This is a genomic window from Myroides sp. LJL119 (assembly GCF_054871605.1).
In genome coordinates this window covers 19004-44141 of sequence record NZ_JBTXLO010000002.1, presented here as the reverse complement: position 1 = coordinate 44141, position 25138 = coordinate 19004, and the positions used below count along the sequence as shown (strand labels likewise).

General features: G+C 33.3%; 24 protein-coding genes. 9 read left to right on the top strand and 15 right to left on the bottom strand.

The genetic code is table 11. The annotated features are described in order from the left end of the window. Positions 1-10: 10 nt before the first annotated feature. Both ACYSNV_RS03140 and ACYSNV_RS03135 read right to left on the bottom strand, forming a co-directional pair. A complete protein-coding gene (locus ACYSNV_RS03140) occupies positions 11-520 on the bottom strand; it encodes a metallophosphoesterase family protein (protein ID WP_461761111.1) in 510 nt (169 codons plus the stop codon). Between the two features lie 66 nt (positions 521-586). After that, entirely contained in the window at positions 587-1855 is a 1269-nt protein-coding gene (locus tag ACYSNV_RS03135; protein ID WP_461761110.1) for a M64 family metallopeptidase, read from the bottom strand. Between the two features lie 256 nt (positions 1856-2111). On the opposite strand from ACYSNV_RS03135, the gene truA reads away from it, so the two are divergent. From truA to lpdA, 3 genes are all read left to right on the top strand, one after another. Continuing rightward, positions 2112-2849 carry a tRNA pseudouridine(38-40) synthase TruA gene (truA, locus tag ACYSNV_RS03130; protein WP_461761109.1) on the top strand — a complete coding sequence of 246 codons (738 nt, stop codon included), beginning with the start codon at positions 2112-2114 and terminating at the stop codon, positions 2847-2849. Beyond that, the gene (locus ACYSNV_RS03125; RefSeq protein WP_461761108.1) at positions 2846-4600 is read left to right on the top strand and encodes an ABC transporter ATP-binding protein; all 1755 of its coding nucleotides are present in this window, start codon (positions 2846-2848) and stop codon (positions 4598-4600) included. Before truA ends, ACYSNV_RS03125 begins: the two co-directional genes overlap by 4 nt. A gap of 344 nt (positions 4601-4944) precedes the next feature. Next, positions 4945-6336: a dihydrolipoyl dehydrogenase gene (gene lpdA, locus ACYSNV_RS03120; RefSeq protein WP_461761107.1), complete on the top strand. Its 1392-nt coding sequence runs from the start codon at positions 4945-4947 to the stop codon at positions 6334-6336. A 383-nt stretch (positions 6337-6719) separates the two neighbouring features. On the opposite strand, the gene purB is transcribed toward lpdA, so the two are convergent. The 6 genes from purB to ACYSNV_RS03090 form a co-directional block, all read right to left on the bottom strand. Further along, on the bottom strand, positions 6720-8075 hold the full coding sequence (gene purB / locus ACYSNV_RS03115; RefSeq protein ID WP_461761106.1) for an adenylosuccinate lyase: 1356 nt from the start codon (positions 8073-8075) through the stop codon (positions 6720-6722). Positions 8076-8169: 94 nt separating this feature from the next. After that, positions 8170-9039: a DUF2911 domain-containing protein gene (locus ACYSNV_RS03110; RefSeq protein WP_461761105.1), complete on the bottom strand. Its 870-nt coding sequence runs from the start codon at positions 9037-9039 to the stop codon at positions 8170-8172. A 188-nt stretch (positions 9040-9227) separates the two neighbouring features. Then, positions 9228-11222 carry a protein-disulfide reductase DsbD family protein gene (locus ACYSNV_RS03105; protein WP_461761104.1) on the bottom strand — a complete coding sequence of 665 codons (1995 nt, stop codon included), beginning with the start codon at positions 11220-11222 and terminating at the stop codon, positions 9228-9230. Continuing rightward, the gene (tilS, locus tag ACYSNV_RS03100; RefSeq protein WP_461761103.1) at positions 11219-12538 is read right to left on the bottom strand and encodes a tRNA lysidine(34) synthetase TilS; all 1320 of its coding nucleotides are present in this window, start codon (positions 12536-12538) and stop codon (positions 11219-11221) included. Before tilS ends, ACYSNV_RS03105 begins: the two co-directional genes overlap by 4 nt. 262 nt (positions 12539-12800) lie before the next feature. Then, entirely contained in the window at positions 12801-13859 is a 1059-nt protein-coding gene (locus ACYSNV_RS03095; RefSeq protein WP_461761102.1) for an RluA family pseudouridine synthase, read from the bottom strand. 22 nt (positions 13860-13881) lie between these two features. Then, a complete protein-coding gene (locus ACYSNV_RS03090; RefSeq protein WP_461761101.1) occupies positions 13882-14475 on the bottom strand; it encodes a PASTA domain-containing protein in 594 nt (197 codons plus the stop codon). A gap of 125 nt (positions 14476-14600) precedes the next feature. On the opposite strand from ACYSNV_RS03090, the gene ACYSNV_RS03085 reads away from it, so the two are divergent. After that, the gene (locus ACYSNV_RS03085; RefSeq protein ID WP_461761100.1) at positions 14601-15584 is read left to right on the top strand and encodes a D-alanine--D-alanine ligase; all 984 of its coding nucleotides are present in this window, start codon (positions 14601-14603) and stop codon (positions 15582-15584) included. Positions 15585-15588: 4 nt separating this feature from the next. After that, positions 15589-16041, top strand: coding sequence for a pantetheine-phosphate adenylyltransferase (gene coaD, locus ACYSNV_RS03080; RefSeq protein ID WP_461761461.1), 453 nt, complete (start codon positions 15589-15591; stop codon positions 16039-16041). 167 nt (positions 16042-16208) lie between these two features. Here the strand turns inward: coaD and ACYSNV_RS03075 are convergent, their stop codons facing one another. Next, positions 16209-16814 (bottom strand): NUDIX hydrolase, encoded by a 606-nt coding sequence (locus ACYSNV_RS03075; protein ID WP_461761099.1) that lies wholly within the window; start codon positions 16812-16814, stop codon positions 16209-16211. Positions 16815-16821: 7 nt separating this feature from the next. On the opposite strand from ACYSNV_RS03075, the gene pyrE reads away from it, so the two are divergent. Further along, positions 16822-17463 carry an orotate phosphoribosyltransferase gene (gene pyrE, locus ACYSNV_RS03070; RefSeq protein WP_461761098.1) on the top strand — a complete coding sequence of 214 codons (642 nt, stop codon included), beginning with the start codon at positions 16822-16824 and terminating at the stop codon, positions 17461-17463. 28 nt (positions 17464-17491) lie between these two features. Continuing rightward, on the top strand, positions 17492-17884 hold the full coding sequence (locus ACYSNV_RS03065; RefSeq protein ID WP_461761097.1) for an SRPBCC family protein: 393 nt from the start codon (positions 17492-17494) through the stop codon (positions 17882-17884). 57 nt (positions 17885-17941) lie between these two features. Here ACYSNV_RS03065 and ACYSNV_RS03060 read toward each other — a convergent pair whose 3' ends face one another. From ACYSNV_RS03060 to prmA, 3 genes are all read right to left on the bottom strand, one after another. After that, complete coding sequence (locus ACYSNV_RS03060) at positions 17942-18685, bottom strand: hypothetical protein (RefSeq protein ID WP_461761096.1); 744 nt, start codon at positions 18683-18685, stop codon at positions 17942-17944. Between the two features lie 171 nt (positions 18686-18856). Then, positions 18857-19132, bottom strand: a complete 276-nt coding sequence (locus ACYSNV_RS03055; protein WP_461761095.1) for an ATP-dependent Clp protease adaptor ClpS — start codon at positions 19130-19132, stop codon at positions 18857-18859. A gap of 32 nt (positions 19133-19164) precedes the next feature. Beyond that, positions 19165-19998 (bottom strand): 50S ribosomal protein L11 methyltransferase, encoded by an 834-nt coding sequence (gene prmA / locus ACYSNV_RS03050; protein ID WP_461761094.1) that lies wholly within the window; start codon positions 19996-19998, stop codon positions 19165-19167. A 123-nt stretch (positions 19999-20121) separates the two neighbouring features. On the opposite strand from prmA, the gene ACYSNV_RS03045 reads away from it, so the two are divergent. Then, the gene (locus tag ACYSNV_RS03045) at positions 20122-21357 is read left to right on the top strand and encodes a porin (RefSeq protein ID WP_461761093.1); all 1236 of its coding nucleotides are present in this window, start codon (positions 20122-20124) and stop codon (positions 21355-21357) included. A gap of 136 nt (positions 21358-21493) precedes the next feature. Further along, positions 21494-21964: a hypothetical protein gene (locus tag ACYSNV_RS03040; RefSeq protein ID WP_461761092.1), complete on the top strand. Its 471-nt coding sequence runs from the start codon at positions 21494-21496 to the stop codon at positions 21962-21964. A gap of 51 nt (positions 21965-22015) precedes the next feature. Here the strand turns inward: ACYSNV_RS03040 and ACYSNV_RS03035 are convergent, their stop codons facing one another. The 3 genes from ACYSNV_RS03035 to ACYSNV_RS03025 form a co-directional block, all read right to left on the bottom strand. Next, the gene (locus ACYSNV_RS03035; RefSeq protein WP_461761091.1) at positions 22016-22270 is read right to left on the bottom strand and encodes a hypothetical protein; all 255 of its coding nucleotides are present in this window, start codon (positions 22268-22270) and stop codon (positions 22016-22018) included. A 95-nt stretch (positions 22271-22365) separates the two neighbouring features. After that, complete coding sequence (lysA, locus tag ACYSNV_RS03030) at positions 22366-23517, bottom strand: diaminopimelate decarboxylase (RefSeq protein ID WP_461761090.1); 1152 nt, start codon at positions 23515-23517, stop codon at positions 22366-22368. A 9-nt stretch (positions 23518-23526) separates the two neighbouring features. After that, positions 23527-24846, bottom strand: a complete 1320-nt coding sequence (locus ACYSNV_RS03025) for an aspartate kinase (RefSeq protein ID WP_461761089.1) — start codon at positions 24844-24846, stop codon at positions 23527-23529. Between the last annotated feature and the right edge of the window lie 292 nt (positions 24847-25138).

The following is a 25138-nucleotide window of genomic DNA, read 5'->3' as shown; positions in this document are numbered from 1 at the left end:
AACCGAACATCTATTGTTCGGTTTTTTTGTTTTTAGGCCATTGGATAACTTCTAAATCCTTAATTTGTCCTTTTTCTAATATAAATTTGAGCATCGTTCTAACTTGATGAAAGCCGCTTATTCCAGCTGCGCCAGGGTTTAAATGTAATACCTGATTGGATTGATCGTATTGAATTTTCAAAATATGAGAATGTCCACAAATATATATTTGGGGTTTATATTTTTCTAAAGCCAATTTAACTTGTGAGTTATACTTTCCTGGATACCCACCAATATGTGTCATATAAATCCCCATTTGTTGGCATTTCCAAAAAATTTCCTTGGGAAACTCATCACGAATCTCCTGGGAATCAATATTTCCATAAACCGCCACTAAGGGTTTTAGAGCTTGTATTTTTTCAACTACTTGCTGATTGCCAATATCCCCGGCGTGCCAAACTTGATCTGCCCAATGCACATACTTTAAAATAGTTTCATCTATGGTGCTATGGGTATCGGATAAAAGTAAAATCTTTTGCATCTGGTATCTTATTATTAATAAATAAGCTCCTTTAAAAAAGGAGCTTATCTTAGTTTATTTTGTTAACTATTCTGTGTAAAACAAAATTAAGTTTTCTATTGCATTTTGGCAAACCTGACAAAATTCTACATCTACGTTGGTTTTCATACGGCAATTAAAAGAGGACTTATATACTTTTCTCTCATTAGGTCCCACGTAAACCCCCATTGGATAGGTTTTAATTAAGCTTGGATCAGTTGGAACTGGTGTTCCTGGTTTTAATTGATCAGCCCATTTTTGATCAAAATCAACTAAAGTAGTGATGTTTTTTTCCCAAGGTTCACTTTCTACGGAAATAAATTCACTCAAAGCATCATCTACATAAGAGTACTCATCTGCTAAACCTGCAAAACTATGACCAAATTCATGAACCACAACTGGCTTGAAATCTTTGTGTCCGGTTGTAGTTAAGGTATATCCGTTATAAATTCCTCCACCTCCATAAACCGGTGTATTGGCTAAAATAATAATATGTTCGTAATCAATACCAGCTAATAAATCATGTAATTTTTTTATGCGATTAGTTGTTAAATAGCGCTCGGAATAAAACGTATCAAAATTGGATTCTACCGCAGTGTTTTTCCATTGGTCCTCTCTTGGTACACTAACTCCTGGGTCAACTGATTCACTTTTTACGGCAATGAAATTAAAGCGATCAAAATATTTATCAAAAGGTTTATGTTCCTTTAGCGCTTGAATAGATTCATTTACTTTTTGCATAAATTCAGGCATTTGTTCTTTTTGATAGCCCTCGGCCACAAATACAACATTAATAGCCTTATTGGGATCTTTTGCCTTTGTCACATACTGGTGTTCCACAACATCTTTTAATCCTTTGGCATGAATTAAGATATCCTGTGGATCTACCAAAATTTTATTGGACGAAGACACTTGAGAGTTAGCATCAAATAAAACTAATTCCACCTCAACTTGATGCAAAGGAAAAGGTACTAAAACGGTATTCTCATAACTTTTTGCTCTTTGTTTTGCTTCATCCACCGATAACCATTCTTGGAAAAGAGTACTAAAACTATTGGTATAAATTAACTCTTTACTCTTGGCATCATAAACACGAACTTGTCCGTTACCCTGTAGCGCATTTTGTGATAAATTATGTTTTCTCCCCGCCCAAGTTGGTAGGCTAGAGATTTCATCTAAATACACTTCTTGTTTAAGAGCATCTCCTGCGAAAATATAATCTAATCGCAATGTCTTGTTCTCAAAATGATCTGAGAAGTTTTGTCCTTGAACAATAAATCCAGCTAAAAGAGCCAAGGAGCTCAATATTTTTTTCATAAATAGGCTTTTAATTTAACATTTAGGTTAGTTAGAGAGTAAAAGTAAACCATTATCTGATTTAATAAAGTGAAAATCTTGTCTTTTTTTACTCTTTATCACCGAGTCTAAACACTTTTATAGACTTGCTGGTTGATAAATAATTACCTAAATTTAAAATCTACTAAGTCCAATTCACTTAATTTTATAATAACCTAAACACCTAAGGTGGTTATTTTAAAGTATATTTGCTATTTAAAAGCAAACAGATTTCATTTTGAGATATTTTTTAGAATTTGCCTATAACGGTACAAACTATCATGGTTGGCAGTGCCAACCACAAGCCATTACAGTGCAAGAGGTTTTAACCAAAGCTATGTCTACTTTATTAAAGCAAAAAGTAGAGCTTGTAGGTGCAGGTAGAACCGATGCAGGGGTACATGCAAAACAAATGTTTGCCCATTTTGATATAGATTTTGAATTAGATACTACTTTACTTGTTAGTAAACTAAACTCTTTTTTACCTTTAGATATTGTAGTATATCAAATTCACAGGGTAGACAACCAGGCGCATGCTAGATTTGACGCAACAAAAAGAACGTATGAATATCATATACATACGTATAAAGATGCTTTTTGTTACCCTATGAGTTACTATTATTATAAGGATTTAGATATACAGATAATGAATCAAGCAGCCAAAATATTGTTTGAGTATCATGATTTTGAATGTTTCTCTAAATCCAATACAGATGTTCATACATACAACTGTATAATTTATAAAGCATATTGGCAAAAAACACCTGATAATAAACTAATTTTTACCATTGAGGCAAATCGTTTTTTGCGCAATATGGTACGTGCAATTGTTGGAACTTTATTAAAAATTGGTACCCATAAGAATTCCTTGGAAGATTTGCATAAAATTATTCAAAGTAAAGACAGAAGTCAAGCCGGTTTTTCGGTTCCAGGCAAAGGTCTTTTTCTAACTAAAGTAACATATCCCTATCTATGAAAGCCAACACATCGGTATCTTTAAAAAAGGTAATGCAGTATGCAAAAAAATATCAATCCCGTTTTAACTGGGTGATTGTTTTTGCTATTTCCTTATCTATTTTTGCAGCAGCCAGACCATATATGCTTAAGCAAACAGTGGATAATTACGTGCAAACCAATGATAAACCCGGTTTACTGATTTACGTTGGATTAATGGGAATCGTTTTAATATTAGAGGTACTATCTCAATACTTTTTCACCTATTGGGCCTCTTGGCTAGGACAGGATATTGTCAAGGATATTCGTGAAGATTTATTTAAAAAAATCTTGAATTTTAAAATGAGTTACTTTGACAAAGAGCCAGTTGGTAAACTAGTTACAAGGTCCGTTTCTGATATTGAATCCATAGCAAGTATATTCTCTCAAGGTCTGTTTATGATTGTTAGTGATATTTTAAAGATGGTTGTTGTCTTTGGTATTATGCTTTATATGAATTGGCAATTGAGTTTGATAGTGCTTTTGGCTATGCCTGTTATTTTTTATGCCACACGAGTTTTTCAATTAAAAATGAAAACTGCTTTTCAAGAAGTTCGTGCACAAATATCTAACTTGAATACTTTTGTACAAGAGCGATTAACTGGAATGAAAATTGTTCAATTATTTACAAGAGAAGATATTGAATACAAAAACTTTGAGCAAATTAATCAAAAACACAATAAAGCTTGGCTTAAAAATATTCTTTATAACTCCATTTTCTTCCCTATAGCAGATATTGTTTCTTCCCTAACTCTTGGTTTTGTAATCTGGTATGGAGGTATGTCAATTGTCAATGGGGATAACCTTACTAGTTTTGGTGATTTATTTGCCTATACCATGCTAATATCCATGTTATTTAATCCACTTCGTCAAATTGCAGATAAATTCAATGTTATGCAAATGGGGATTGTGGCGGCAGACCGCGTTTTTGAAATCTTAGAAACCCAGGATAAAATGCCAGATCATGGCAAGATAATAGCTAAAGATTTTAAAGGCGATATTCTTCTTAAAGACGTTCATTTTAGTTACATCCCAAATATTGAGGTTTTAAAAGGAATTACTTTAGATATTAAACAAGGTTCTACTATAGCCATTGTAGGTTCTTCGGGGGCAGGAAAAAGTACAATTATTAATTTACTAAATCGATTCTATGATATTGATAAAGGTTCAATAACTATTGACCAAACAGATATTAAAGATTTCACCCTTAACTCCCTTAGAAAACAAATCGCGGTTGTATTGCAAGATGTGTTTTTATTTAGTGACACTATTTTAAATAATATTCGTTTAAGTAACCCTACTATTTCCTTAGAACAAGTAACGCAAGCTGCAAAACAAATCGGAATACATGATTTTATAGAATCCCTACCAGGTGGGTATGATTATAATGTAAAAGAAAGAGGTGCTATGCTATCCTCGGGACAACGTCAATTAATTGCTTTTTTAAGAGCATATGTAAGTAATCCTAGTATATTAATTTTAGATGAGGCTACCTCCTCTATAGATACCCATAGTGAAGAATTACTACAAAAAGCAACCAACTGGCTTACCAAAGACAGAACCTCCATAATTATCGCTCACCGACTAGCAACCATTGTACAGGCAGATAGAATAGTTGTTATGGAAAAAGGCCATATAGTTGAGCAAGGTACTCATCAAGAATTACTTTCCATTAACCAAGGATATTACAAAAAATTGTATGACTCCCAATTTAAAAACAAACCAAACACCTAAATATAAAATATACTTTACCCCAGAGCATGCCAACAACAGCCTGGGGTATTTTTTTATTTACAAACTTGTTGAAACTATTTTCAACTATCACTTTTATACCACGTCTTTTTTTGTATTGTTTTTACTTTGAAAAACTATGCAAAAACAGTGCTTAGTTACTGATTATTAATGTAGATTTCTTAAAAATACACACCCAAATTTGAGATAAAAGCAATATTAAAAACCAAATCTGAGTTGTTTTTTACAAATACATAAAGCCTTAAAAGATAAGTTTTATAGTTGAAAGTTTTTTCAACGGAAATATTTGATTATTTTCGTACGGTAAAAATATAGAATATATATATATGAAATTCGATATTATTGTTTTAGGAAGTGGTCCTGGAGGCTACGTAACTGCCATTAGAGCATCTCAATTAGGTTATAAAGTAGCTATTGTTGAGAAAGAAAACTTAGGTGGTATCTGCTTAAACTGGGGATGTATCCCAACAAAAGCATTATTAAAGTCTGCACAAGTATTCGAATACCTTAAACATGCATCTGATTATGGATTAAAAATTCAAGGAGATGTTGATAAGGATTTTGAGGCTGTGATTGCTCGTTCTCGCAATGTAGCGCAAGGCATGAGTAAAGGGGTTCAGTTCTTAATGAAAAAGAACAAAATCGAAGTTATCAATGGATACGGAAAAGTAAAAGCTGGTAAAAAAGTAGAAGTTACCGATAAAGATGGTAAAGTAACCGAACTTACCGCAGATCATATTATCATTGCTACTGGAGCACGCTCAAGAGAATTACCAAATATCCCTCAAGATGGAGAAAAAGTAATAGGGTATCGTCAAGCACTAACCTTAAAGCAACAACCAAAGAAAATGATTGTGGTTGGATCAGGAGCAATTGGAGTAGAGTTTGCTTACTTTTACAACTCAATGGGCACAGAGGTTACCATTGTAGAATATATGCCAAACATCGTTCCGGTAGAAGATGTAGATATCTCAAAACAAATGGAGCGTTCGTTGAAAAAAGCTGGAATCAACATCTTAACAAACGCCTCTGTAGAGCGTATTGACACCACTGGTCAAGGAGTTAAGGCTTTTGTAAAAACAGCTAATGGCGAACAAGTTCTAGAGGCAGATATCATTTTATCGGCTGTTGGTATTAAAACAAATATTGACAATATAGGCTTAGAACAAGTTGGTATTGCAACAGATAGAGATAAGATTTTAGTGGATGAGTTCTACCAAACTAATATTCCAGGTTATTATGCCATTGGAGATGTTGTTCCTGGACAAGCCTTAGCGCACGTTGCTTCGGCAGAAGGAATTCTTTGTGTGGAGAAAATAGCTGGTCATCATGTAGAGCCTCTAGATTATGGAAACATACCTGGATGTACGTATGCCCTACCGGAGATTGCCTCTGTTGGATTAACTGAGCAAAAAGCAATTGATGCAGGTTATGAAATTAAAGTTGGTAAGTTCCCATTCTCTGCCTCAGGTAAAGCACAGGCTTCTGGAGCTCCTGATGGATTTGTGAAAGTTATTTTTGATGCAAAATATGGCGAGTGGTTAGGTTGTCATATGATTGGACAAGGAGTAACAGACATGATTGCAGAGGCTGTTGTGGCTAGAAAACTTGAAACAACCGGTTATGAAATCCTTAAAGCAGTTCACCCTCACCCAACAATGAGTGAAGCGGTAATGGAAGCTGTAGCGGATGCATACGGAGAGGTTATACACCTATAAAGAAAGGATGTAAATAGTACAATTAATACAAATTAGCCTATCAAAATTTTGATAGGCTTTTTTATTTAATTACATTTATAACTTATTAATATAAAACAACTTATAACATGGGTCGGTCTTACGTTAGTTTATTAAAAATGGTATCATTTTTAATTCTGGTCGTTGGGGTGATTTTACTAATTAAAAATCTAGATTCTTTTTTATTTAAAAACCAACTAGATCTTTTAAATACCATTACTTCTTTATTTTTTATATGCTCTGGAAGTTTTGGAATTAAAAGTAATAGACAATTAAAGAAAATCAGGATTTAAAAAACGAGGTTACAAAAAAGCCTTAAGAGTAATTTTTCTCTTAAGGCTTTTGTTGATTATTTAATCCTTTATCTATCTTGTTTCCAATTCTACTCCTAGATAATTACTTGGTGTTATTTGTAATAACTCTTGTTTTACTTTTTCACTAACCTTTAAAGTGTGAATAAAACTAGCAATTGATTCTTTATTAATAACCGCGTTGGTACGAGTTAGATCCTTTAAGGTCTCATATGGATTCTCATATGCCTCACGACGTAAAATGGTTTGTATGGCCTCGGCTACAACAGCCCAGTTATTTTCTAAATCTTTCTCGAATTTCTCTTGGTTTAATAAAAGTTTACTCAATCCTTTAATGGTAGATTCAAAAGCGATTAAAGTATGCCCAAATGGTACACCAATGTTTCTTAAAACTGTACTATCGGTTAAATCACGTTGTAAACGAGATACTGGTAATTTCTCTGACAAATAAGCAAACAGCGCATTTGCAAGTCCTAAATTCCCCTCTGAATTTTCAAAATCTATTGGATTAACCTTATGTGGCATTGCCGAGGAACCTATCTCTCCTTGTTTGATTTTTTGCTTAAAGTAATCCATTGAGATATAAGTCCACATATCTCTATCTAAATCCACTAAGATTGTGTTAATACGTTTTAATGAATCAAAAAATGCAGCTAGGTGATCATAATGTTCGATTTGGGTAGTAGGGAAAGAATGCTTTAACCCTAAGGTTAATTCTACAAAATCAGTTCCAAATTGTTTCCAGTTATAAGAAGGATAAGCAACACAATGCGCATTGAAATTCCCAGTTGCTCCACCGAATTTGGCTGCAAAAGGAATTTGTTGTAAAAGCTTTATCTGCTCTTGTAAACGCACTACAAATACATAGATTTCCTTACCCAAACGTGTAGGAGATGCTGGTTGTCCATGGGTACGGGCAAGCATTGGAACATTTTTCCATTGTTGCGAAAGTTGATCTAACTTTAAAATAAGCTGGTTTAAAACCGGCATATAAACATTATAATACGCTTCTTTTACCATCAAAGGAATAGCCGTATTATTAATATCTTGAGAGGTCAAACCAAAGTGAATAAACTCTTTATATTCTTGTAATTGAAGTTTATCAAAGGCTTGTTTAACAAAATATTCTACCGCCTTTACATCATGATTGGTAATACTTTCTTTTTCTTTAATCCAAATTGCGTTTTCACTAGAGAAGTTTTCATATAACTTACGTAACTCTTTAAAGACTTCACTTGGAACTCCCTTTAACTCAGGTAATCCTAATTCACATAGAGCTATAAAATACTCTACCTCAACCAATACTCTGTATTTTATTAAGGCTTCCTCGGAAAAATAACTCGATAGCTGTTGTGTTTTACCACGATATCTCCCATCAATGGGTGAGATTGCATTTAATTCTGTAAGCATAATTTAGATTGTGTTGTTAAAAAACAAAGATACTCTTTTTAAAAAAATTCCTTTGCTCTGACTAAAAAAAAGGCAACGCAAAGGTTGCCTGTAATTAAATTTGGGAAGACCAAAGTTTAATTGACTCTTGATTTAATTTTATATAATCCAAATTATTGGCTTGTTTGGCTAATTCTAAAGCTTGTTGAGCAACTTGAATTGCTTGTTGTTTTAAATCTAACCGAGCTAAAATTTGTGATTTTAATCGCACAAAATAATACGGTACATTATCTCCAGATTTTAAAATAGCTTGGTCTATCCATTGTAATGCCTTATTGGCATCTTGATTGGATGCGTAGTAATATTCTGCCGCACTATAATAATCAACTATACTAGGACCATCCATGGTTTTTTCAATGCTCTGCATAGCCAATTCATTGGTAGGTACACTAAAGGGTAAACTAACCAAGGTATTCTCCCACATGATATCTAAAGTAGCCCCTTGTATATTTAAATCGTTAATCCCAATGGTAAAAGTTTCTTTTCTTTGATCTATTGACTCTACTTTCACAGTAGCTGACAAAGCCACTTTGCTTTGATCCCAAATCTCTGGCACGCCCCAATTATCAATATCTTTGTAAAATATAATTTCCCATTGTTCCACTTTGGGAATACTATAAAGAGCGTAAGAACCTTTTTTTAAGGTTTTACCCTGGATTTGTACATCATCTGCAAAACTAATTACCGTATTTTCATTGGCACCCATACGCCAAACCCTACCATAAGGGACCAAATCACCAAAGATTAATCTTCCTTTTACATTAGGTCTAGAATAGTCTAATTCTACCTTTGTAAGACCTACTACTTGCTCTATTTGAGATCTAGGACTAGTTTGAGGAGTTAGCACTTGTGAGAAACTTGCTGTGGAAAAAAACAATATACCAGCTAGAAGTATATTTGCAAAAATTTTATTGGATAGTTTCATAACTTCTTATTTTTTTGATCTTAAAAAAGGAAATATCTTATTTTATACTCAACTCAAATATACGAAAAAAGCATGCCAAGATAATCTATATTACCAGGGTGTTAACACAGTTTTAGCCCTTAAAAGGTATATAATAAAAAAAGTAGCCTTTTAGGGGCTACTTTTTAAAAAAAATATTTTCTTTTTTTTTATTTAAACTTTGCAATGGCCTTCTCTAACCATTTTTGATATTGCTCTGTATCAGGAGTATATCCCACAGGCTCGCTTAAGGCGTTGGCTTGTGTGTCTAAAATAATATAATAAGGTTGGGCATTAGCCTGGTAGTGTTCCATTTGAAAATCACTCCATTTATTACCAACGGTTTTCACCTTTTTTCCACTTGTTTTGGATATATATTGCTCATTTTGTGGAAGCTCTTGCTTACTATCTACATATAGAGAAATTAAAACAACTTCATTTTTTAATATGCTTTGAATCTGAGCCTCTGACCACACATAATCCTCCATCTTTCTACAGTTAACACAAGCATAACCAGTAAAGTCAAGTAAAACAGGTTTATTTACACTCTTGGCGTAAGCCATTCCTAACTCATAATCGGTAAAAGCCATAATATCATGAGCTGCAAGCGAAGCTCCTTTAGGTAACACCCCAGTATCGGAACTTACACTAGAGCCACCTTTAGCTCCTACCCCGTAAGGACTCTCACTATAGGTCATCGGAGGTGGGAATCCAGAGATGATTTTCAATGGTGCCCCCCATAATCCAGGAATCATGTAAATTACAAACACACTTACAAATAAAGCCATAAATAACCTTCCCACAGAAATACTATCGGTCGGGCTATCATTAGGTAAACGAACTTTACCTAATAAATAGAGTACCCAAGTACCAAATATCGCAATCCAAATAGCTAAGAAAACTTCTCTTTCTAAATAATGTGTTTGTAAAACAAGATCGGCATTAGAAAGGAATTTAAAGGCTAAGGCTAATTCTAAAAACCCTAAGGAAACCTTTACTGTATTTAACCATCCTCCAGATCTAGGCATAGAATTTAACCAACCTGGGAACATAGCAAATAACATAAATGGTAAGGCCAAGGCCAAAGAGAATCCAAGCATCCCTACAATAGGAGCTATTCCCCCTTTAGAGGCAGCCTCCACTAAAAGAGTTCCTACAATTGGTCCAGTACAAGAAAAAGAAACAATTGCCAGGGCTAGAGCCATAAATAAAATTCCTACAATACCACCACGATCGGCTTGTGAATCCACTTTATTTGCCCATGAATTTGGTAGCATAATTTCAAATGCTCCTAAAAATGAACTCGCAAAAACAACTAATATAATAAAGAATATAATATTAAAAGTTACACTTGTGGATAATGCATTTAATGAATCTGCACCGAAAATAGCCGTTACTATAGTACCTAAGATCACATATATCAAGATAATGGAAAGTCCATAGAAAATAGCATTTTTGATTCCCTTTGCTCTTGTTTTACTTTGTTTGGTAAAAAAGCTTACAGTCATTGGAATCATTGGAAACACACATGGTGTTAACAAGGCTGCGAAGCCCGATAAAAAGGACAAAAAGAAAATCGTAAAAAGACCTTTTTGCTCTTCTTTTGTGTTTTTGGACATAACTGAAGTATCCTCTTGCAAAGACGAATTTGTCTTTTGATTGGTATTCTCAAGGGATTCAAAAGCCTGAAAATTTTGAACCTCTTGAGTGGATAAAGTTTTTAAGTCATAGACAAATAAATTACTTTGACTTATACACATCTCCTCACATACTTGGTAGGCTAATTCAACTTGAATATTAGGCGTATCCAAATTGTCTAACGTTATTTTTTGAACCAATGTAATTGGCCCAACAAAATAAGTTTCATCTACTCCAAAAATATCGTTATAACTCGTTGTTGTCTCACTCTCACTTGCTGGTCCATCCAAGGTATAGTTTCCACTCTGGTTATTATAAATAAACTCCAATGGTAATGGTCCTCCATCTGGAGTATGTTGGGAGTATAAATGCCACCCTTGCTTTACGCTACCCTTCCAAGTAATAACATACTCGGTATCACTCTGTTTTTTTATTGATGTCTCCCATTTTGCAGGATTTTCAAACATTTGAGCCGAAACGCTCAAAGTGCTTATCAAAAAAAACAGAAGGAAAATTAATTTTCTCATACTTTAAGTTCTATTTTAATAATGTTTGTTGTTGTACTTCTTACCTTAAATCGATCATCCATACGATTTCCGATAATCCATACGATTTGATTGTTAGATGTTAGTATCCAAGTACGTTTTTTTTCAAAAATATTAATTTTTTCATCTTTAAAAAACTTACTTACTTTTTTTGAACCCTTCATTCCCAAAGGAATAAATTTATCACCAGATTCAGGCTTTCTAATTTGCAAAGGAAAACTAAGCAAGTCAGCATCCAGGTAAATTACATTAGGCCCTGATTGGGTTGATATTTTTTGACTCTTTTGCAAACTCAAAGGCAAAGGAGAGATTATTTCTTGTTCTTGATCGATCCAATATACCTTATCACTGTTACTGTTTTCAAAACTTGAGCGATCTTGTAATATAAGATAATCACGGTCTTTTAATAAAATATAGTCTTTGCTGTAAATCACTTTACCACTTGTGGCCTCTACTAATTGCTCAATATCAAACCAAGCTTGAAAGCCATAAGGCTCCAACCACTGATATAAATAAGCCTTTGGCGAAGATAATTTTTTTATCTCAGCAATGGAAAAATAAACCTGATTTTCACGAATCGTAGTAACTTTCTCCCAAGCCATTAAGGCTGCATCCTTACTTAATTGTGCACTTTGCTGGAGATTTCCAATAGTTAAATAAAAAGATTCTGAGAAATTCTCTGCCACTTGCTTAAACAAAGGAATAATTTGATTTCGAATGTTATTTCGTAAATATTTATTTTGAGCATTGGTGTAATCCTCCTTCCAGGAAAAGCCAGATTTTACAACATAATCCATGATTTGAACTCTGGTAAAACAAAGTAAAGGACGCACAATATATCCATTTGTACTTGGTATACCTAAAAGGCCATCTATACCTGTACCTCTGGTTAAATTAATAAAAAAAGTTTCTATTGAATCATCCAAATGATGAGCCGTTAGAACATAATCCATAGCATATTGCTGCCTTATTTGTTCAAAATAGGTATAACGCAATTCTCTAGCTGCTATTTGAATAGATTTATTATTTGCCTTGGCATAACTTTGAGTTTGAAATTCTGCTACATACACCTGTACTTGAAGTTCTTTTGCTAATTGTTCAACAAAAGCTTGATCATCTATACTATCTTGATCACGTAAATGAAAATTACAATGTGCAATTGCGAAATCCAATCCAACGGCTTTACAAAGGTGACATAAAGCTACACTATCTACCCCTCCACTAACTGCTAAAAGTAGTTTACTCTGAAAAAGTACGGGGAATTCTGAAATTAAATGTTCTTTAAATTTCTGTATCATGAAAGCATTAAAATAGGAGCTTTAATTAAGCCGATTCTACAACATAGGTAAAGCGTAAAAATAAGCTTTACACTTGGATATAGACAAGAGTTTTAACAAAAAAAAATAAGTAACAAGCTTATTTATACTTTTATTGTAACTATTTATACAACTATTGGGATACTTGATTCATAATTGAAAAATACTTCTAGGGTAATTGTTAACAAAAACAAAGGGCTGTCTCTTTTAACTTTAAGACAGCCCCTTTTTTTTGTTATAGTATTTATTCTAACTCTAAAGTAGAATTAGAAGCGTAATTTCTCCATTTATCTATCACCTGGGTCATTTCACAAGGAACATCGGATTCAAAACTCATAAACTGTTTTGTTACCGGATGCTCAAATCCAAGGGTTCTTGCATGTAAGGCTTGTCTTGGTAAAAGACTAAAGCAATTATCTACAAATTGCTTGTATTTGGTAAAAGTTGTTCCTTTTAATATAAGGTGACCACCATATCTTTGATCATTAAATAAAGTATGACCAATATGCTTCATATGCACACGTATTTGATGGGTACGTCCAGTTTCCAAACGACATGAAACTAACGTTACATATCCTAGTCGCTCTAATACCTTATAATGGGTAACGGCCCATTTTCCTTTTTCAGGATCTTCAAAAGCAGCCATTTGCATACGATCTTTTACATGTCTTCCTATATAACTCTCTACCGTACCACTGTCTTGTTCGACATTTCCCCAAACCAATGCAATATATTCTCTTTCAGTTGTTTTATTTGCAAACTGCTTTTGTAATTCAGTCATAGCCCATTCGGTTTTAGCTATAACTAAAAGTCCACTAGTATCTTTATCAATACGATGTACCAAACCTGGTCGTTGACTTGAGTTTAAGGGCAAATTATCAAAATGGTATGCCAAAGCATTTACCAATGTACCGGTGTAATTACCATGCCCAGGATGTACAACAAGACCTGCTGGTTTGTTTATCACAAGTAGCGTGTCATCTTCATAAACAATATCCAATGGGATATTCTGAGCAATAATATGGTTTTCAAAAACCGGTTGGGGCATCAAAACCCTAACCACATCATTTGCCTTTACTTTGTAATTCGATTTAACGGGCAAATCGTTCACGAAAATATTACCACTACTTGCTGCTTGTTGAATCTTATTACGAGTCGCATTCTCCACTAAATTCATCAAAAACTTATCCACACGTAAAGGAGCTTGTCCTTTACCTGCTTCGAATCTAAAATGTTCATAAAGTTCTTGCGGTTCTAGAGGTTGTTCGAATTCTTCGAACATATCAAAATCATTATCTTGCATGTAAAATTTATATCAGAACTAATTAATCAATCTCTGGAGCTCTGTCCAATTCTTGGGCCGATAATGGAGCGCGGCCATCTCCTAAAATAAAATCTATTGTTGAGTTTTTCACAACCTTATCTCCTTGTTTTAAAACCTGCCCGTTTTGTACTACACCTAAAACAACATCTTTACCAATAAAAGTCTTATAGGTAACCTTACCTGGTTTTAAGCCAAGGGAATTAATTGTTGCTAAAGCCTGACGGTGGGTTAAATGCTCTAAATCAGGCATCATCACATTACCGTATCCAGCAGCATTAATCTTAACATATATTTTTCGATTCTGTTTCACATGGGAATCTCCCTTTGGATCTTGTTCTAAAATAGCCAAAGGCTCAATGGTTTTATCAAAGTCTAAGGTATCTAAAACAACCATCTGCAAATCATTTTGTTGTAAAACCGAAAGAGCTTGTTGGGTATTTAAATTTATTAAATCCGGTACGCTGATTCGCTGATCGTGATTAGTGGTAACTTTAAGCCATTGTAATAATACAAATCCTCCTACAAGTACTAATACTAAAGCTATAATTATCGAGCTCCAAAAAGCCTTACTCACGAAAAATTTAAATATTTTCATAGTTGTTGATTTTTAGCAAAGATATAAAAATCGAAAAGATTTTTTGTTTGTTGGTTTTGTTATAAATTTGTTTAGACTATTTACCATACTCAATTAGTCTATTTTTAACTATAAAGTATTTCTATATGAAGCACGTAGCAATAATAATGGGAGGGTATTCAAGCGAATACAAGATCTCTTTAGCAAGTGGAAAAGTAGTGTTTGACACCTTAGATCGTAATTTATATACCCCCTATGCTGTTCATATATTTAAGGATAAATGGGTGTATGTAGATCAAAACAAGCAAGAATTCCCAATTGATAAGAACGATTTCTCAGTAAATTATAAGGGTAATAAAATTTGTTTTGATGTTGTATTTAATGCCATTCATGGTACCCCGGGGGAAGATGGTCTACTCCAGGCTTATTTTGAATTAATAAATATGCCTCATACCTCTTGTGATTACTACCAAGCAGCCCTTACAATGAATAAAAGAGATATGTTATCGGTTCTAAAACCATATGGAATAAAAACCGCTATCTCCTATTACTTAAATCAAGGAGACGTAATTGATCCAGAGCAAATTATTCAAAAAGTAGGTTTACCTTGTTTTGTAAAACCTAACCGATCTGGATCTAGTTTTGGAATCTCTAAAGTAAAAGACACCAAGGAGTTATTAAAAGCTATAGAAATAGCTTATCAAGAAGATAGTGAAATTCTAATTGAAAGCTTTTTACAAGGCATCGAGGTTTCTGTGGGAGTAATTAATTATCAAAATCAAATTCTCGCCTTGCCAATTACCGAAATTGTCTCGGAAAATGATTTTTTTGATTACCAAGCTAAATACGAGGGTAAAAGTCAAGAGATAACTCCTGCTAGAATATCCCAAGAATTAACCACTGAGGTACAAAACGTTGCCAAGAGAATCTACAAAATATTGAATATGGATGGTTTCTCAAGAAGTGAATTTATTTTAGTGGACGATATTCCGTTTCTTTTAGAAATGAATACAGTTCCAGGATTAACCAACGAGAGTATCCTACCTCAACAAGCTAGACAAGCAAATATTGAGTTAAAAGATTTATTTACAAATGCTATTGAACTAGCTTTGCATAAAAAACAACAATAGTATGATTAGAAAAGCTGTATTCCCTGGCTCGTTTGATCCAATTACAAACGGACATGTCGATATAATAAAAAGAGCCTTGCCTTTATTTGACCAAATTGTAGTTGCCATTGGAGTTAACTCCGATAAAAAATACATGTTTTCATTACAGGAAAGAAAGAAGTTTATAGAAGATGCCTTTAAAGATGAACCTAAAGTTCAGGTAGCCACCTATAAAGGGTTAACCACGGATTTTTGTGCAAGCATTGATGCGCAATTCATTTTAAGAGGTCTTAGAAATCCTGCAGATTTTGAATTTGAAAAAGCCATCGCACATACCAACCGTTTTTTAACAAAAATGGAAACCGTGTTTTTATTAACAGCTGCAAGTACCTCTTTTATCTCCTCAAGTATTGTTCGAGACGTGATTCGAAACAAAGGAGATTATACAAAATTAGTTCCTAGTTCGGTAAAATTTTAGGCTACTAAAAAACACTTCCTTAGAATATAGCTATTGGTTTTACACAATAGCCTTAGTATATTAATGAAAATACCCCAAAAAGTTAGACACTTTTTGGGGTATTTTCATAGGTTATTTTTTAAAAAATGTATATTTTATTTCTTTGATAAATTACTTTTTTATTAAAACTAAGGATTAAGTATTCCTAGTTCATCTATTAACAGACGGATATTCTCATAAGAATTATCCATGGCTTTTGCTATTTGTTGTTTATCCATCCAAACCACTTGTTCGATTCCCTCTTCTATTTGTGGCTTTAATTCCTGCAAATAGGTGGTTTGCATTTTATACCACGAAGTAATTTTTAAACGATATTTTCCATTTCGTTTAAAAATATGATAGGTCTTAGATAACTTTTCAAGAATTTGCAATTCACCAACTCCCGTTTCCTCCTGAACCTCACGCATGGCAGTTTGTTCCATAGTCTCGTGTTTTTCGATTCCACCTTTGGGTAAGTCCCATTTTCCACCGCGTAAAATAAACAAAACCTCTCCCTTTTGGTTAAACACTACTCCTCCACCTGCTTTTTGTACGGAAATCTTCTCTTTTAATTTCTTTAAAATCTCTTTTTCATCTGGATGATATAAAAAAGCCTTATCTATTTTATTTTGAAAATATTTAATGATAATTTTGTCAATATCGACATCGTTCAATAAAAACAATTGAAAATCGGTTTCTTTCTCGATCTTATCGGTTAAGAATAATGGTTTGTCGTTTACAAAAACTTTATACATTTGTATTATGATTTTTAATAAAGAAACAGCACAAAAAACGGCCGAATCGCTTTTGCAAATTAACGCAATTAAATTAAATCCTAAAAATCCTTTTATTTGGGCTTCAGGATGGAATTCGCCAATTTACTGTGATAACCGTATCACGTTATCCTTTCCAGAGATTAGAAAATTCTTACAAGAAGAATTCGCTAATAATATCTCACAAAAATATCCCGATGTTCAAGTTATAGCTGGTGTAGCAACAGGGGCCATTGGTATTGGACTACTTGTTGCACAAGCTTTAGATTTACCTTTTGTTTATGTACGTCCAGAACCTAAAAAACATGGAAGAAAGAATCAAATCGAAGGTCACCTTGAACCAGGGAAGAAAGTGGTGGTTATTGAAGATTTAATTAGTACAGGTAAAAGTAGTTTACAAGCTGTAGAGGCTTTAAAAGAAAACCAAGCAGATATATTAGGAATGGCTGCTATTTTCACTTATGAGTTTGAGATAGCTAAACAAAATTTTCAGCAAGCTGACATTGAATTAACTACCCTTAGTAATTACAGTAACTTACTTCAAGCGGCTGTTAATCAAAAATACATAAGTGATTCTGATTTAGATACGCTGATTCAGTGGAGAAAAGATCCCTCTGAGTGGAACAAATAATAAATATTAATCCCAAAAATAGATTACTATGAATTTACAAAGTCCTAAAGTAAAGGTTGAGAAATCTGCTGAATATATCTTTAACGCTTTAAGTGATGTGAAGAATTTTCAAGCTTTAATGCCAGATTCCATAGCCAAGTTTGAGGTAACCCAACAAGACGAGTTTATCTTTGCATTAAAGGGAATGCCAGAAATTAAATTAAAAAAGAAATCACAGACTCCTTTCACACAAATTGTTTTGGGAGCTGCAAGTGATAAACTTCCCTTTACCCTTACAGGAAACATTGTTGAATTAGACGCTAATAGCTGCGAGATTCAACTAGACTTCCAAGGTAGTTTTAATCCAATGATGGCCATGATGGTAAAAGGTCCAATAGGTAAATTTATAGAAGCATTAGCTACTAACATGCCTAAATTATAACAGTTAAAAAAACCGATTAAAAAAATTTTTAATCGGTTTTTTTTATTTCAAAATAATTTAGTGTAACTCTACACTGTACTCTAAAATACTTGGATTATTTAGTATATCACTTAATTCAAAAGTTTTGGTAAAACTCTTTCCATCTTGACTTAACAATGCATCTGGATAAGACACCTTTTTAATGCGTTTATCAAAACTTACAGTTATTTGATACTGCATCATATTGGTACCACTTGCTTTACTTTTAGAATAATCAGTTTGCTTTTGTAGATCAACTTTTCTTTGGAAAGTATTTTTATCAAAACTGTAGCTACTAGTATTGTTAAGCCAAGCCGTTGGATCGTCAAGCTTATTACTTTGCGTGCTTCCGATTTCAGATAAAGTAGATAATCCCTTAAGTGTTTGATTGAATTCTTTTATATTCTTGCTTTTAAATTCAAAAAAAGTATTGGCTTGCGATCCCTTTAATACGGAACCAATCTCTACGGTTTTAAAGATTTTTTCCAGCTCAGGGTTAGCCTGCATTAAACTATCTAACTCTTTTTGATTTTGAACATTAGCATTACTGTTATTTTTAAAAAACTCTAGAACAGTAACAGGTTTTTGATTAATAAATCCGCCGGATTCACTTAACATTCGCTCCACCTCATCTTGACCTAAGTTACTTACTAATTGTCCATAGTCAATCTCCATCTTATAATCAATCTTTCCATTTGTTGATACATGTATGTCTTCTTTTAAAACACAACTTTGCAGTACAAGTACAACACAAAGTATCCACCATAAACTTAATTTTTTCATAATATCTTTTTCTCTAATATACTAAGTATTCAATACTTAAAACTACTTTTAAAAAATTTAAATTTAGACAAAATAAAAAACTTGTTGCCATTGAACTCTAACAACAAGTCTTCTAACTACCCTTTCTTGTGTAGTTTTATTTTTTTAACACCTACTGTTTTACAATCTGTATTATATCAACTCGGCGCTTAACCCAGCATCCAATAGTTGTAAACACTGTTGTTTTAATTGGGCAAACTCTCCTGTTTTAACAGTACATTTACCCTTATAATGTACTAAGATAGCGCACTGTTCAGCTTGTTCTGGAGTATGCTGACAAACCCGAATTAAAGTGTCAATTACATGATCAAAGGTATTTACATCATCATTATATAATACGATCTCACTATTACCACTTAGTAATTGCTCAACTGCAATATCCTCTTGTACCTTTTCTTGTGTGCTCATAAATATTTGTTTTTAAATTCAAATTTTTGCTATTAAGCTTTTTTATATTTCAAAGATACCCAATTATTTTTTTCTAACTGAGCCTGAAAAACCAATCCTAAGAGTTTAGCAGCCTGATCAATACTTTGGATATCTTGGGTGTAAAAACCACTAAAGTAAATTTCTCCTTGGTCTTTTAATGCCTTTACATAAAGATGCATATCATTTAAAAGAATATTGCGATTAATGTTGGCTAAAATAATATCATAAGTTGGCTGGGATTCAATTAAAGCCGCGTCACCATGTTTAACTTGAATGTTATCACAATTATTTCGAGTAGCATTTTCTAGTGAATTCTCACAACACCAAGAGTCTATATCAATAGCGGTAACGGCTCTTGCACCACACATACTGGCTAAAATCCCCAAAATTGATGTTCCACAACCCATATCCAAAACAGTCTTATCAACAAAATTGTTATTTAAAATTTGTTTAATCATCATGTAGGTAGTTTCATGGTGACCTGTACCAAAACTCATCTTAGGCTCAATTACCACATCATATTTACTAGCAATTGGCTGGTGAAAAGGAGCACGAACATAACAGATATCATCTACATTAATTGGCTCAAAATTTTTTTCCCATTCTTGATTCCAATTAACCTGCTGGATATCCTGTTTTTCATAAGTTATAGTAAACTCCGGATTCTCTAATATAAATATATCCTGTAAAATGTCTTCACTCCATAAATCTTCTTGCACATAAGCACTTAATCCCTGTGGGGTTTCCTCAAAGCTCTCAAATGCTTTTTGAGCTAATTCTGCAAGCAAAATCTCCGTACCTAATTCCCTTGGTTCAATGTTAAAGTGATAACCTATATATTTCATTTCTAATTATTTTTATCATTATTTAATGCTCTGGCTAGTTAAAAACATACATAAAAAAATAATCTTACCTAGCTATTTGCAAAACTAATGCTATTTTTGCAAAAGCAACACATTTTATTTTATATGAAAAGGTTATATACTATTTTGTTCACTCTATTGTTTGTTAGCGCAATAGCACAGGTTCAAAAAAAATCAGACGACAGTAACGATTTAAAATTATCTCAACTTCCCTATTATAGTTATGGTAAAGGTCTTGGAATTACTTCCAATGACAGTATTTTCAAGTTAAACATTCGATTTAGAATGCAAAACAGACTAACTATAAATAGTATGCAAGATAAACAAGCTACCTACGATGGGGAAATCAGAAGGCTTCGTTTGCGCTTTGATGGATATGTAGGGGATCCTAAATTTTTATATGTAGTACAACTTTCCTTCTCTCCAAAAGACATGGGAGAACACCGAGATGATCAAGATCCTAATATTATACGTGACGCAGCTATTACTTACGCACCCAACAAACATTGGAACTTTATCTTTGGTCTTACTAAACTACCAGGAAACAGACAAAGAACCAACTCCTCAGGTGCTTTACAGTTTACAGATCGATCGATAAACAACTCTAGTTTTACAACCGATCGTGATTTTGGAATTCAAGCCTATTATCTACACGAGAAAAAAGATAAATTTGGTTATAACATAAAAACAGCTCTAAGTACCGGTAAGGGTAGAAACTGGGGTAAATCAGATATTGATAGTTATGCTTTAACCGGTAGAGTAGAATTATTACCTTTAGGTAGCTTTGCTAAAGGAGGTGCCTATTTTGAAGGAGATTTAGCCAGAGAAATCACACCAAAATTATACTTAGGAGCCAGCTATAGTTTAAACAATAAAGGAGTACGTAGCTATGGACAAAAAGGAGAGTTACTCTATGAGCCTCGTTCCTTTAGAGCAGTATTCTTAGATGCAGTTGTTAAATACAACGGATGGGCAGGTATGGTTGCTTATATGAATAGAAATCTAAGTGATCCAATTACTGAATTATATGAACCCGGAACAATGGATCCTTTAAAGAGTAATTACGTTTTCGCAGGTCATGGTTTAGACTATCAGTTAAGTTACTTGTTTGAAAGCAACTATGAAATAGCTGGTCGTATTTCTACACAAAATATGCAACATGATCTACGAGAAGCATTTAATGTTAACAATACAACCCAATATTCTTTAGCAGCTACTAAGTATTTATGGGAACACGCCTTTAAAGTTCAAGCTGAAGTTACTTATGATAGGTTAAATTACCTTGTTGGTCCAACTAAAAACAATTGGTATTTCCGAATGCAAGTTGAAATTGGTATTTAAAAAAGTCATAGAAAATTTACTTTTTTAGATTTTACAAAGCCAATTAACTATGATTTAATAATACTTTCACTAATTATCTAAAAATAGAAAGATTTGCTTTGGTATCTTTGCAAGTGGAATTAGAAAACGGTTTATTATGAGAAATATATTAGTGGTGCTATTTATAGCCTTCGCTAGTCTTTTGAACTCTTGTGGAACAAAAAACGATAATAAATTAGATTATCATGTTATTTTAGACACAGACCAAACGGCCGAAGATAAAGAATTTAGAATTATAAGTTCTAATCGAATTGCCACCTTAAATAAAGCTATTAAAGAAAAAAGTTTGCGTAACGAGGCAGACATCATGCAAGAATATTCACCAGAGGATAGATCTCCAAAGGATAATTACTTGTATGTTTTAAGAAAAAAAATAGGCCCAGATCCAGTTAATATCACGATTTCTTTATTAGAAGATCAAATTAATAACCCGGCTATCAAAGCCAAGAAAGTTATCATGGATTTAACAAAAGATGGCGAGAACTTTAAAGTCACTAAGATTAAAGAAAGTTATCAGTGCCGTGAAAACAGAGGCCAACAAGAATGGGGAGCCGAACTTTGTATTTAAATGGAATCATTTTATAAAAAAAATGCTAGAGCGAAACTCTAGCATTTTTTTTTAATTATCAACTGAATCTTGCTCGGATTGTGAAGAAGTAATCTCGTCTTCTTTACGGGCTATATTCATATTTGGAAATTTCTTTTGAATAGACTTCAATGCAAATTCATTAATCTCAGCCATTGCCTCTTGTGAAGGTAATTTTAAAGTCTCTGCATTGTGTTTTAAAACTTCCTCCAAAAGAATTTGTGTTCTTAATAACTGGAAATTTAAATCAATAATCTCACCAGCTACGTCGATGTCTCCTAATTTCATTGTATATACTTTTTTGTTACTTACTCTAATTTTATTTTAATTAGCTAGGGTAAAAATAATAAACTATTTTAAATACAAACTTAACTCTAGGTTATTTATTGCTTATAATAGAAATTTAATTCCTCTCGCAGATTATATCGCGATGACATTACCTCTCCATAAGCTCCAGCCGAACGAATTGCTATTAAATCTCCTCGGTGTAATTCCTCCAATATTACATCTTTGCCAAAACAATCACTACTCTCACAAATTGGTCCAACCACATCATAACGAAGCTGTGGTAATTCCCCATTTGTATTTAATTTCTGCAGTTTATGCACAGCTTGGTACAATGCTGGTCGAAGTAATTCGGTCATTCCAGCATCCAAAATAGCAAAGTTCTTATTTATACCATTTTTAATATACAAGACCCTTGAAATTAAACTTCCACAGTTTCCAACAATAGATCGTCCTAACTCAAAATGCACTTGTTGGTTTTTTGCTGGTTCTAAAAACTCATTAAATAAATCAAAGAAATCACCAAAGTCAACCATGGGCTGCTTATCGGGATCGGTGTAATTAATTCCTAAACCTCCACCAAGATTTAAAATTGGAACGGTAATTCCTTTATCAATAAAAAACTCATTCCACTGATTTACCTTAACACATAGGTTTTTAAATACTTCCAAATCAGTAATTTGAGACCCTACATGAAAATGAAGTCCTATAAGGTTTAAATGTTGGGGATTATTGGCAAAAATAGACAAGCAATTATCCAATTGATGAACCATTATTCCAAACTTATTTTCTTCAAGACCAGTGGTAATATAATGATGTGTTTTTGCATCTACATTGGGGTTAATACGCAAGGCTATATTAGCGCAAGTATTTAATTGTTGTGCAATCTGACCAATGACTTGTAATTCTTGAACACTCTCCACATTAAAGGCCAATATACCAGCCTTTAATGCCGTGGTAATCTCTTTGTCGGTTTTACCAACTCCTGCAAATACAATCTGATCGGCAGCAAAACCATTGGCTATTGCAAGTTCAATTTCCTTTCCACTTACACAATCAGCACCTAATCCTAATTTACTTATTTCTTTTAATAATACGGGATTATTATTGGCCTTAATTGCATAATGAATATGATAGCCATATTGGCTAGCTTTTTGTTTAGCACTTAAAACCGTTTGCCTTAATAAAGGTAAATCATAATAATATAATGGGGTAGACTCTTTTTGTAAATTTTCTACTATATTCTGCATATTGGACATTTAAAATAAACGATTATGTAGGGATCTTAATGCCTCTACTTTATAATTGGCTGGAACTAACATAGAAATATTATGCTCGCTTCCACCATAAGATATCATGCGTACTGGAATGTGTTTGACAGCCTCGGAAACAATAGTGGCATGTCCATGGGTATTTCTTTTAAAATCTCCCACTATACAAACAATAGCTTGATTGTGATCTAATTCAACATTACCAAAGTGTTCCAATTCTTTAACAATCTTGTCTAAATTAGTAGTATCATCAATGGTTAAAGAAACGGCAACCTCGGAGGTAGTAATCATATCTATTGGAGTTTTATAGCGCTCAAACACCTCAAATACGCGACGCAAAAATCCATAAGCAAGTAGCATTCTTGATGAGTTAATGCGAATAGCAGTAATCCCGTCTTTAGCAGCGATGGCAACAATCTGATCATCACTTTGAGTATGGGCAGAAATCAAAGTTCCCGCAGCACTAAGCTCCATGGTATCTAACAAACGTACTGGAACATTAAATCTTTTAGCAGGAAACACACTTTGAGGATGTAAAATCTTAGCACCAAAATAAGCCAGCTCTGCAGCTTCATCGAAACTTAAATTAGAAATAGGTTTGGTATTTTGCACAAATCTAGGATCATTGTTATGGAATCCATCAATATCTGTCCAGATTTGAATTTCCTCTGCTTTTAATACCGCTCCTATTAGTGAGGCTGTATAGTCTGAACCTCCTCTTCGCAGATTATCAATCTCACCAAAAGCATTTCTACAAATATACCCTTGGGTGATAAATAGTTTTGCCTGCGGATGTTTTTCTAACGATGCTTTTACCTGGGTTTGGATAAAATCAATATCTGGTTCGTTCTCTTTATCCATCTTCATAAAGTCTAAAGCTGGAAGTAAAACCGAATCAATTTTTTGCTCTTGAAGGTAATAATGAAATAGGGTTGTGGATAAAAGTTCACCTTGAGCCAGGGCTATCCTCTCTTCTACTTTAGTAAATAAATCATTTCCTAATTCATATAAAAGATTAAAATGACGCTCGATTAAATCCTGGGCTTGCTTTAATGCTGTTGGACTGGAAAATAACTCTTTTATGAAATCTTGGTATTTGGAGTATAAAACCTTTATATGTTCTTGGGCTTGTTTTGCCTGTGCATTTATATAAAGATCGGAAATTTTAACTAAATCATTCGTGGTACCCGATACAGCTGATAAAACCACAAGATGAGAATCACTTGGTTGTGAGTTAATAATACTTAATAATTGTTGCATTCGCTGGGGACTTCCCACTGAGGTTCCTCCAAATTTTAAAACTTTCATAAATCTATTTTTGTTGTTAATTGATTTTCTAACGTATTTTCCTTTTTTGATAGTCCATAAAAAAAGGGACTTGTCACTGTGACAAGTCCCTTACTATATTACTTTGCTTATATCTATAGAGAAACTGCTCACGACCTTTGACGTAAGTTTACCTTTTTCCCCTTCTTTATAATAGATATAAACATGATGTTTTTATTTTGTTATCAGCCACAAATATAGATACTTATTTTTATAATCAAGTATTTTTATTGAAAAAATTATTTTTTTTACTCTCAATTCATGTAAAAAAGTA

Excerpts from the sequence above, each read along its gene's own strand:
- pyrE (WP_461761098.1), top strand. The coding sequence starts at position 16,822 with ATGATTTTTAATAAAGAAACAGCACAAAAAACGGCCGAATCGCTTTTG.
- ACYSNV_RS03055 (WP_461761095.1), bottom strand. The coding sequence starts at position 19,132 with ATGAGCACACAAGAAAAGGTACAAGAGGATATTGCAGTTGAGCAATTA.
- purB (WP_461761106.1), bottom strand. The coding sequence starts at position 8,075 with ATGCTTACAGAATTAAATGCAATCTCACCCATTGATGGGAGATATCGT.
- ACYSNV_RS03140 (WP_461761111.1), bottom strand. The coding sequence starts at position 520 with ATGCAAAAGATTTTACTTTTATCCGATACCCATAGCACCATAGATGAA.
- ACYSNV_RS03110 (WP_461761105.1), bottom strand. The coding sequence starts at position 9,039 with ATGAAACTATCCAATAAAATTTTTGCAAATATACTTCTAGCTGGTATA.
- ACYSNV_RS03085 (WP_461761100.1), top strand. The coding sequence starts at position 14,601 with ATGAAGCACGTAGCAATAATAATGGGAGGGTATTCAAGCGAATACAAG.
- ACYSNV_RS03075 (WP_461761099.1), bottom strand. The coding sequence starts at position 16,814 with ATGTATAAAGTTTTTGTAAACGACAAACCATTATTCTTAACCGATAAG.
- ACYSNV_RS03025 (WP_461761089.1), bottom strand. The coding sequence starts at position 24,846 with ATGAAAGTTTTAAAATTTGGAGGAACCTCAGTGGGAAGTCCCCAGCGA.
- ACYSNV_RS03125 (WP_461761108.1), top strand. The coding sequence starts at position 2,846 with ATGAAAGCCAACACATCGGTATCTTTAAAAAAGGTAATGCAGTATGCA.
- ACYSNV_RS03035 (WP_461761091.1), bottom strand. The coding sequence starts at position 22,270 with ATGAAATTAGGAGACATCGACGTAGCTGGTGAGATTATTGATTTAAAT.
- ACYSNV_RS03090 (WP_461761101.1), bottom strand. The coding sequence starts at position 14,475 with ATGAAAATATTTAAATTTTTCGTGAGTAAGGCTTTTTGGAGCTCGATA.
- prmA (WP_461761094.1), bottom strand. The coding sequence starts at position 19,998 with ATGAAATATATAGGTTATCACTTTAACATTGAACCAAGGGAATTAGGT.
- lysA (WP_461761090.1), bottom strand. The coding sequence starts at position 23,517 with ATGCAGAATATAGTAGAAAATTTACAAAAAGAGTCTACCCCATTATAT.
- lpdA (WP_461761107.1), top strand. The coding sequence starts at position 4,945 with ATGAAATTCGATATTATTGTTTTAGGAAGTGGTCCTGGAGGCTACGTA.
- ACYSNV_RS03065 (WP_461761097.1), top strand. The coding sequence starts at position 17,492 with ATGAATTTACAAAGTCCTAAAGTAAAGGTTGAGAAATCTGCTGAATAT.
- ACYSNV_RS03040 (WP_461761092.1), top strand. The coding sequence starts at position 21,494 with ATGAGAAATATATTAGTGGTGCTATTTATAGCCTTCGCTAGTCTTTTG.
- ACYSNV_RS03060 (WP_461761096.1), bottom strand. The coding sequence starts at position 18,685 with ATGAAAAAATTAAGTTTATGGTGGATACTTTGTGTTGTACTTGTACTG.
- ACYSNV_RS03045 (WP_461761093.1), top strand. The coding sequence starts at position 20,122 with ATGAAAAGGTTATATACTATTTTGTTCACTCTATTGTTTGTTAGCGCA.
- ACYSNV_RS03095 (WP_461761102.1), bottom strand. The coding sequence starts at position 13,859 with ATGCAAGATAATGATTTTGATATGTTCGAAGAATTCGAACAACCTCTA.
- ACYSNV_RS03135 (WP_461761110.1), bottom strand. The coding sequence starts at position 1,855 with ATGAAAAAAATATTGAGCTCCTTGGCTCTTTTAGCTGGATTTATTGTT.
- tilS (WP_461761103.1), bottom strand. The coding sequence starts at position 12,538 with ATGATACAGAAATTTAAAGAACATTTAATTTCAGAATTCCCCGTACTT.
- ACYSNV_RS03105 (WP_461761104.1), bottom strand. The coding sequence starts at position 11,222 with ATGAGAAAATTAATTTTCCTTCTGTTTTTTTTGATAAGCACTTTGAGC.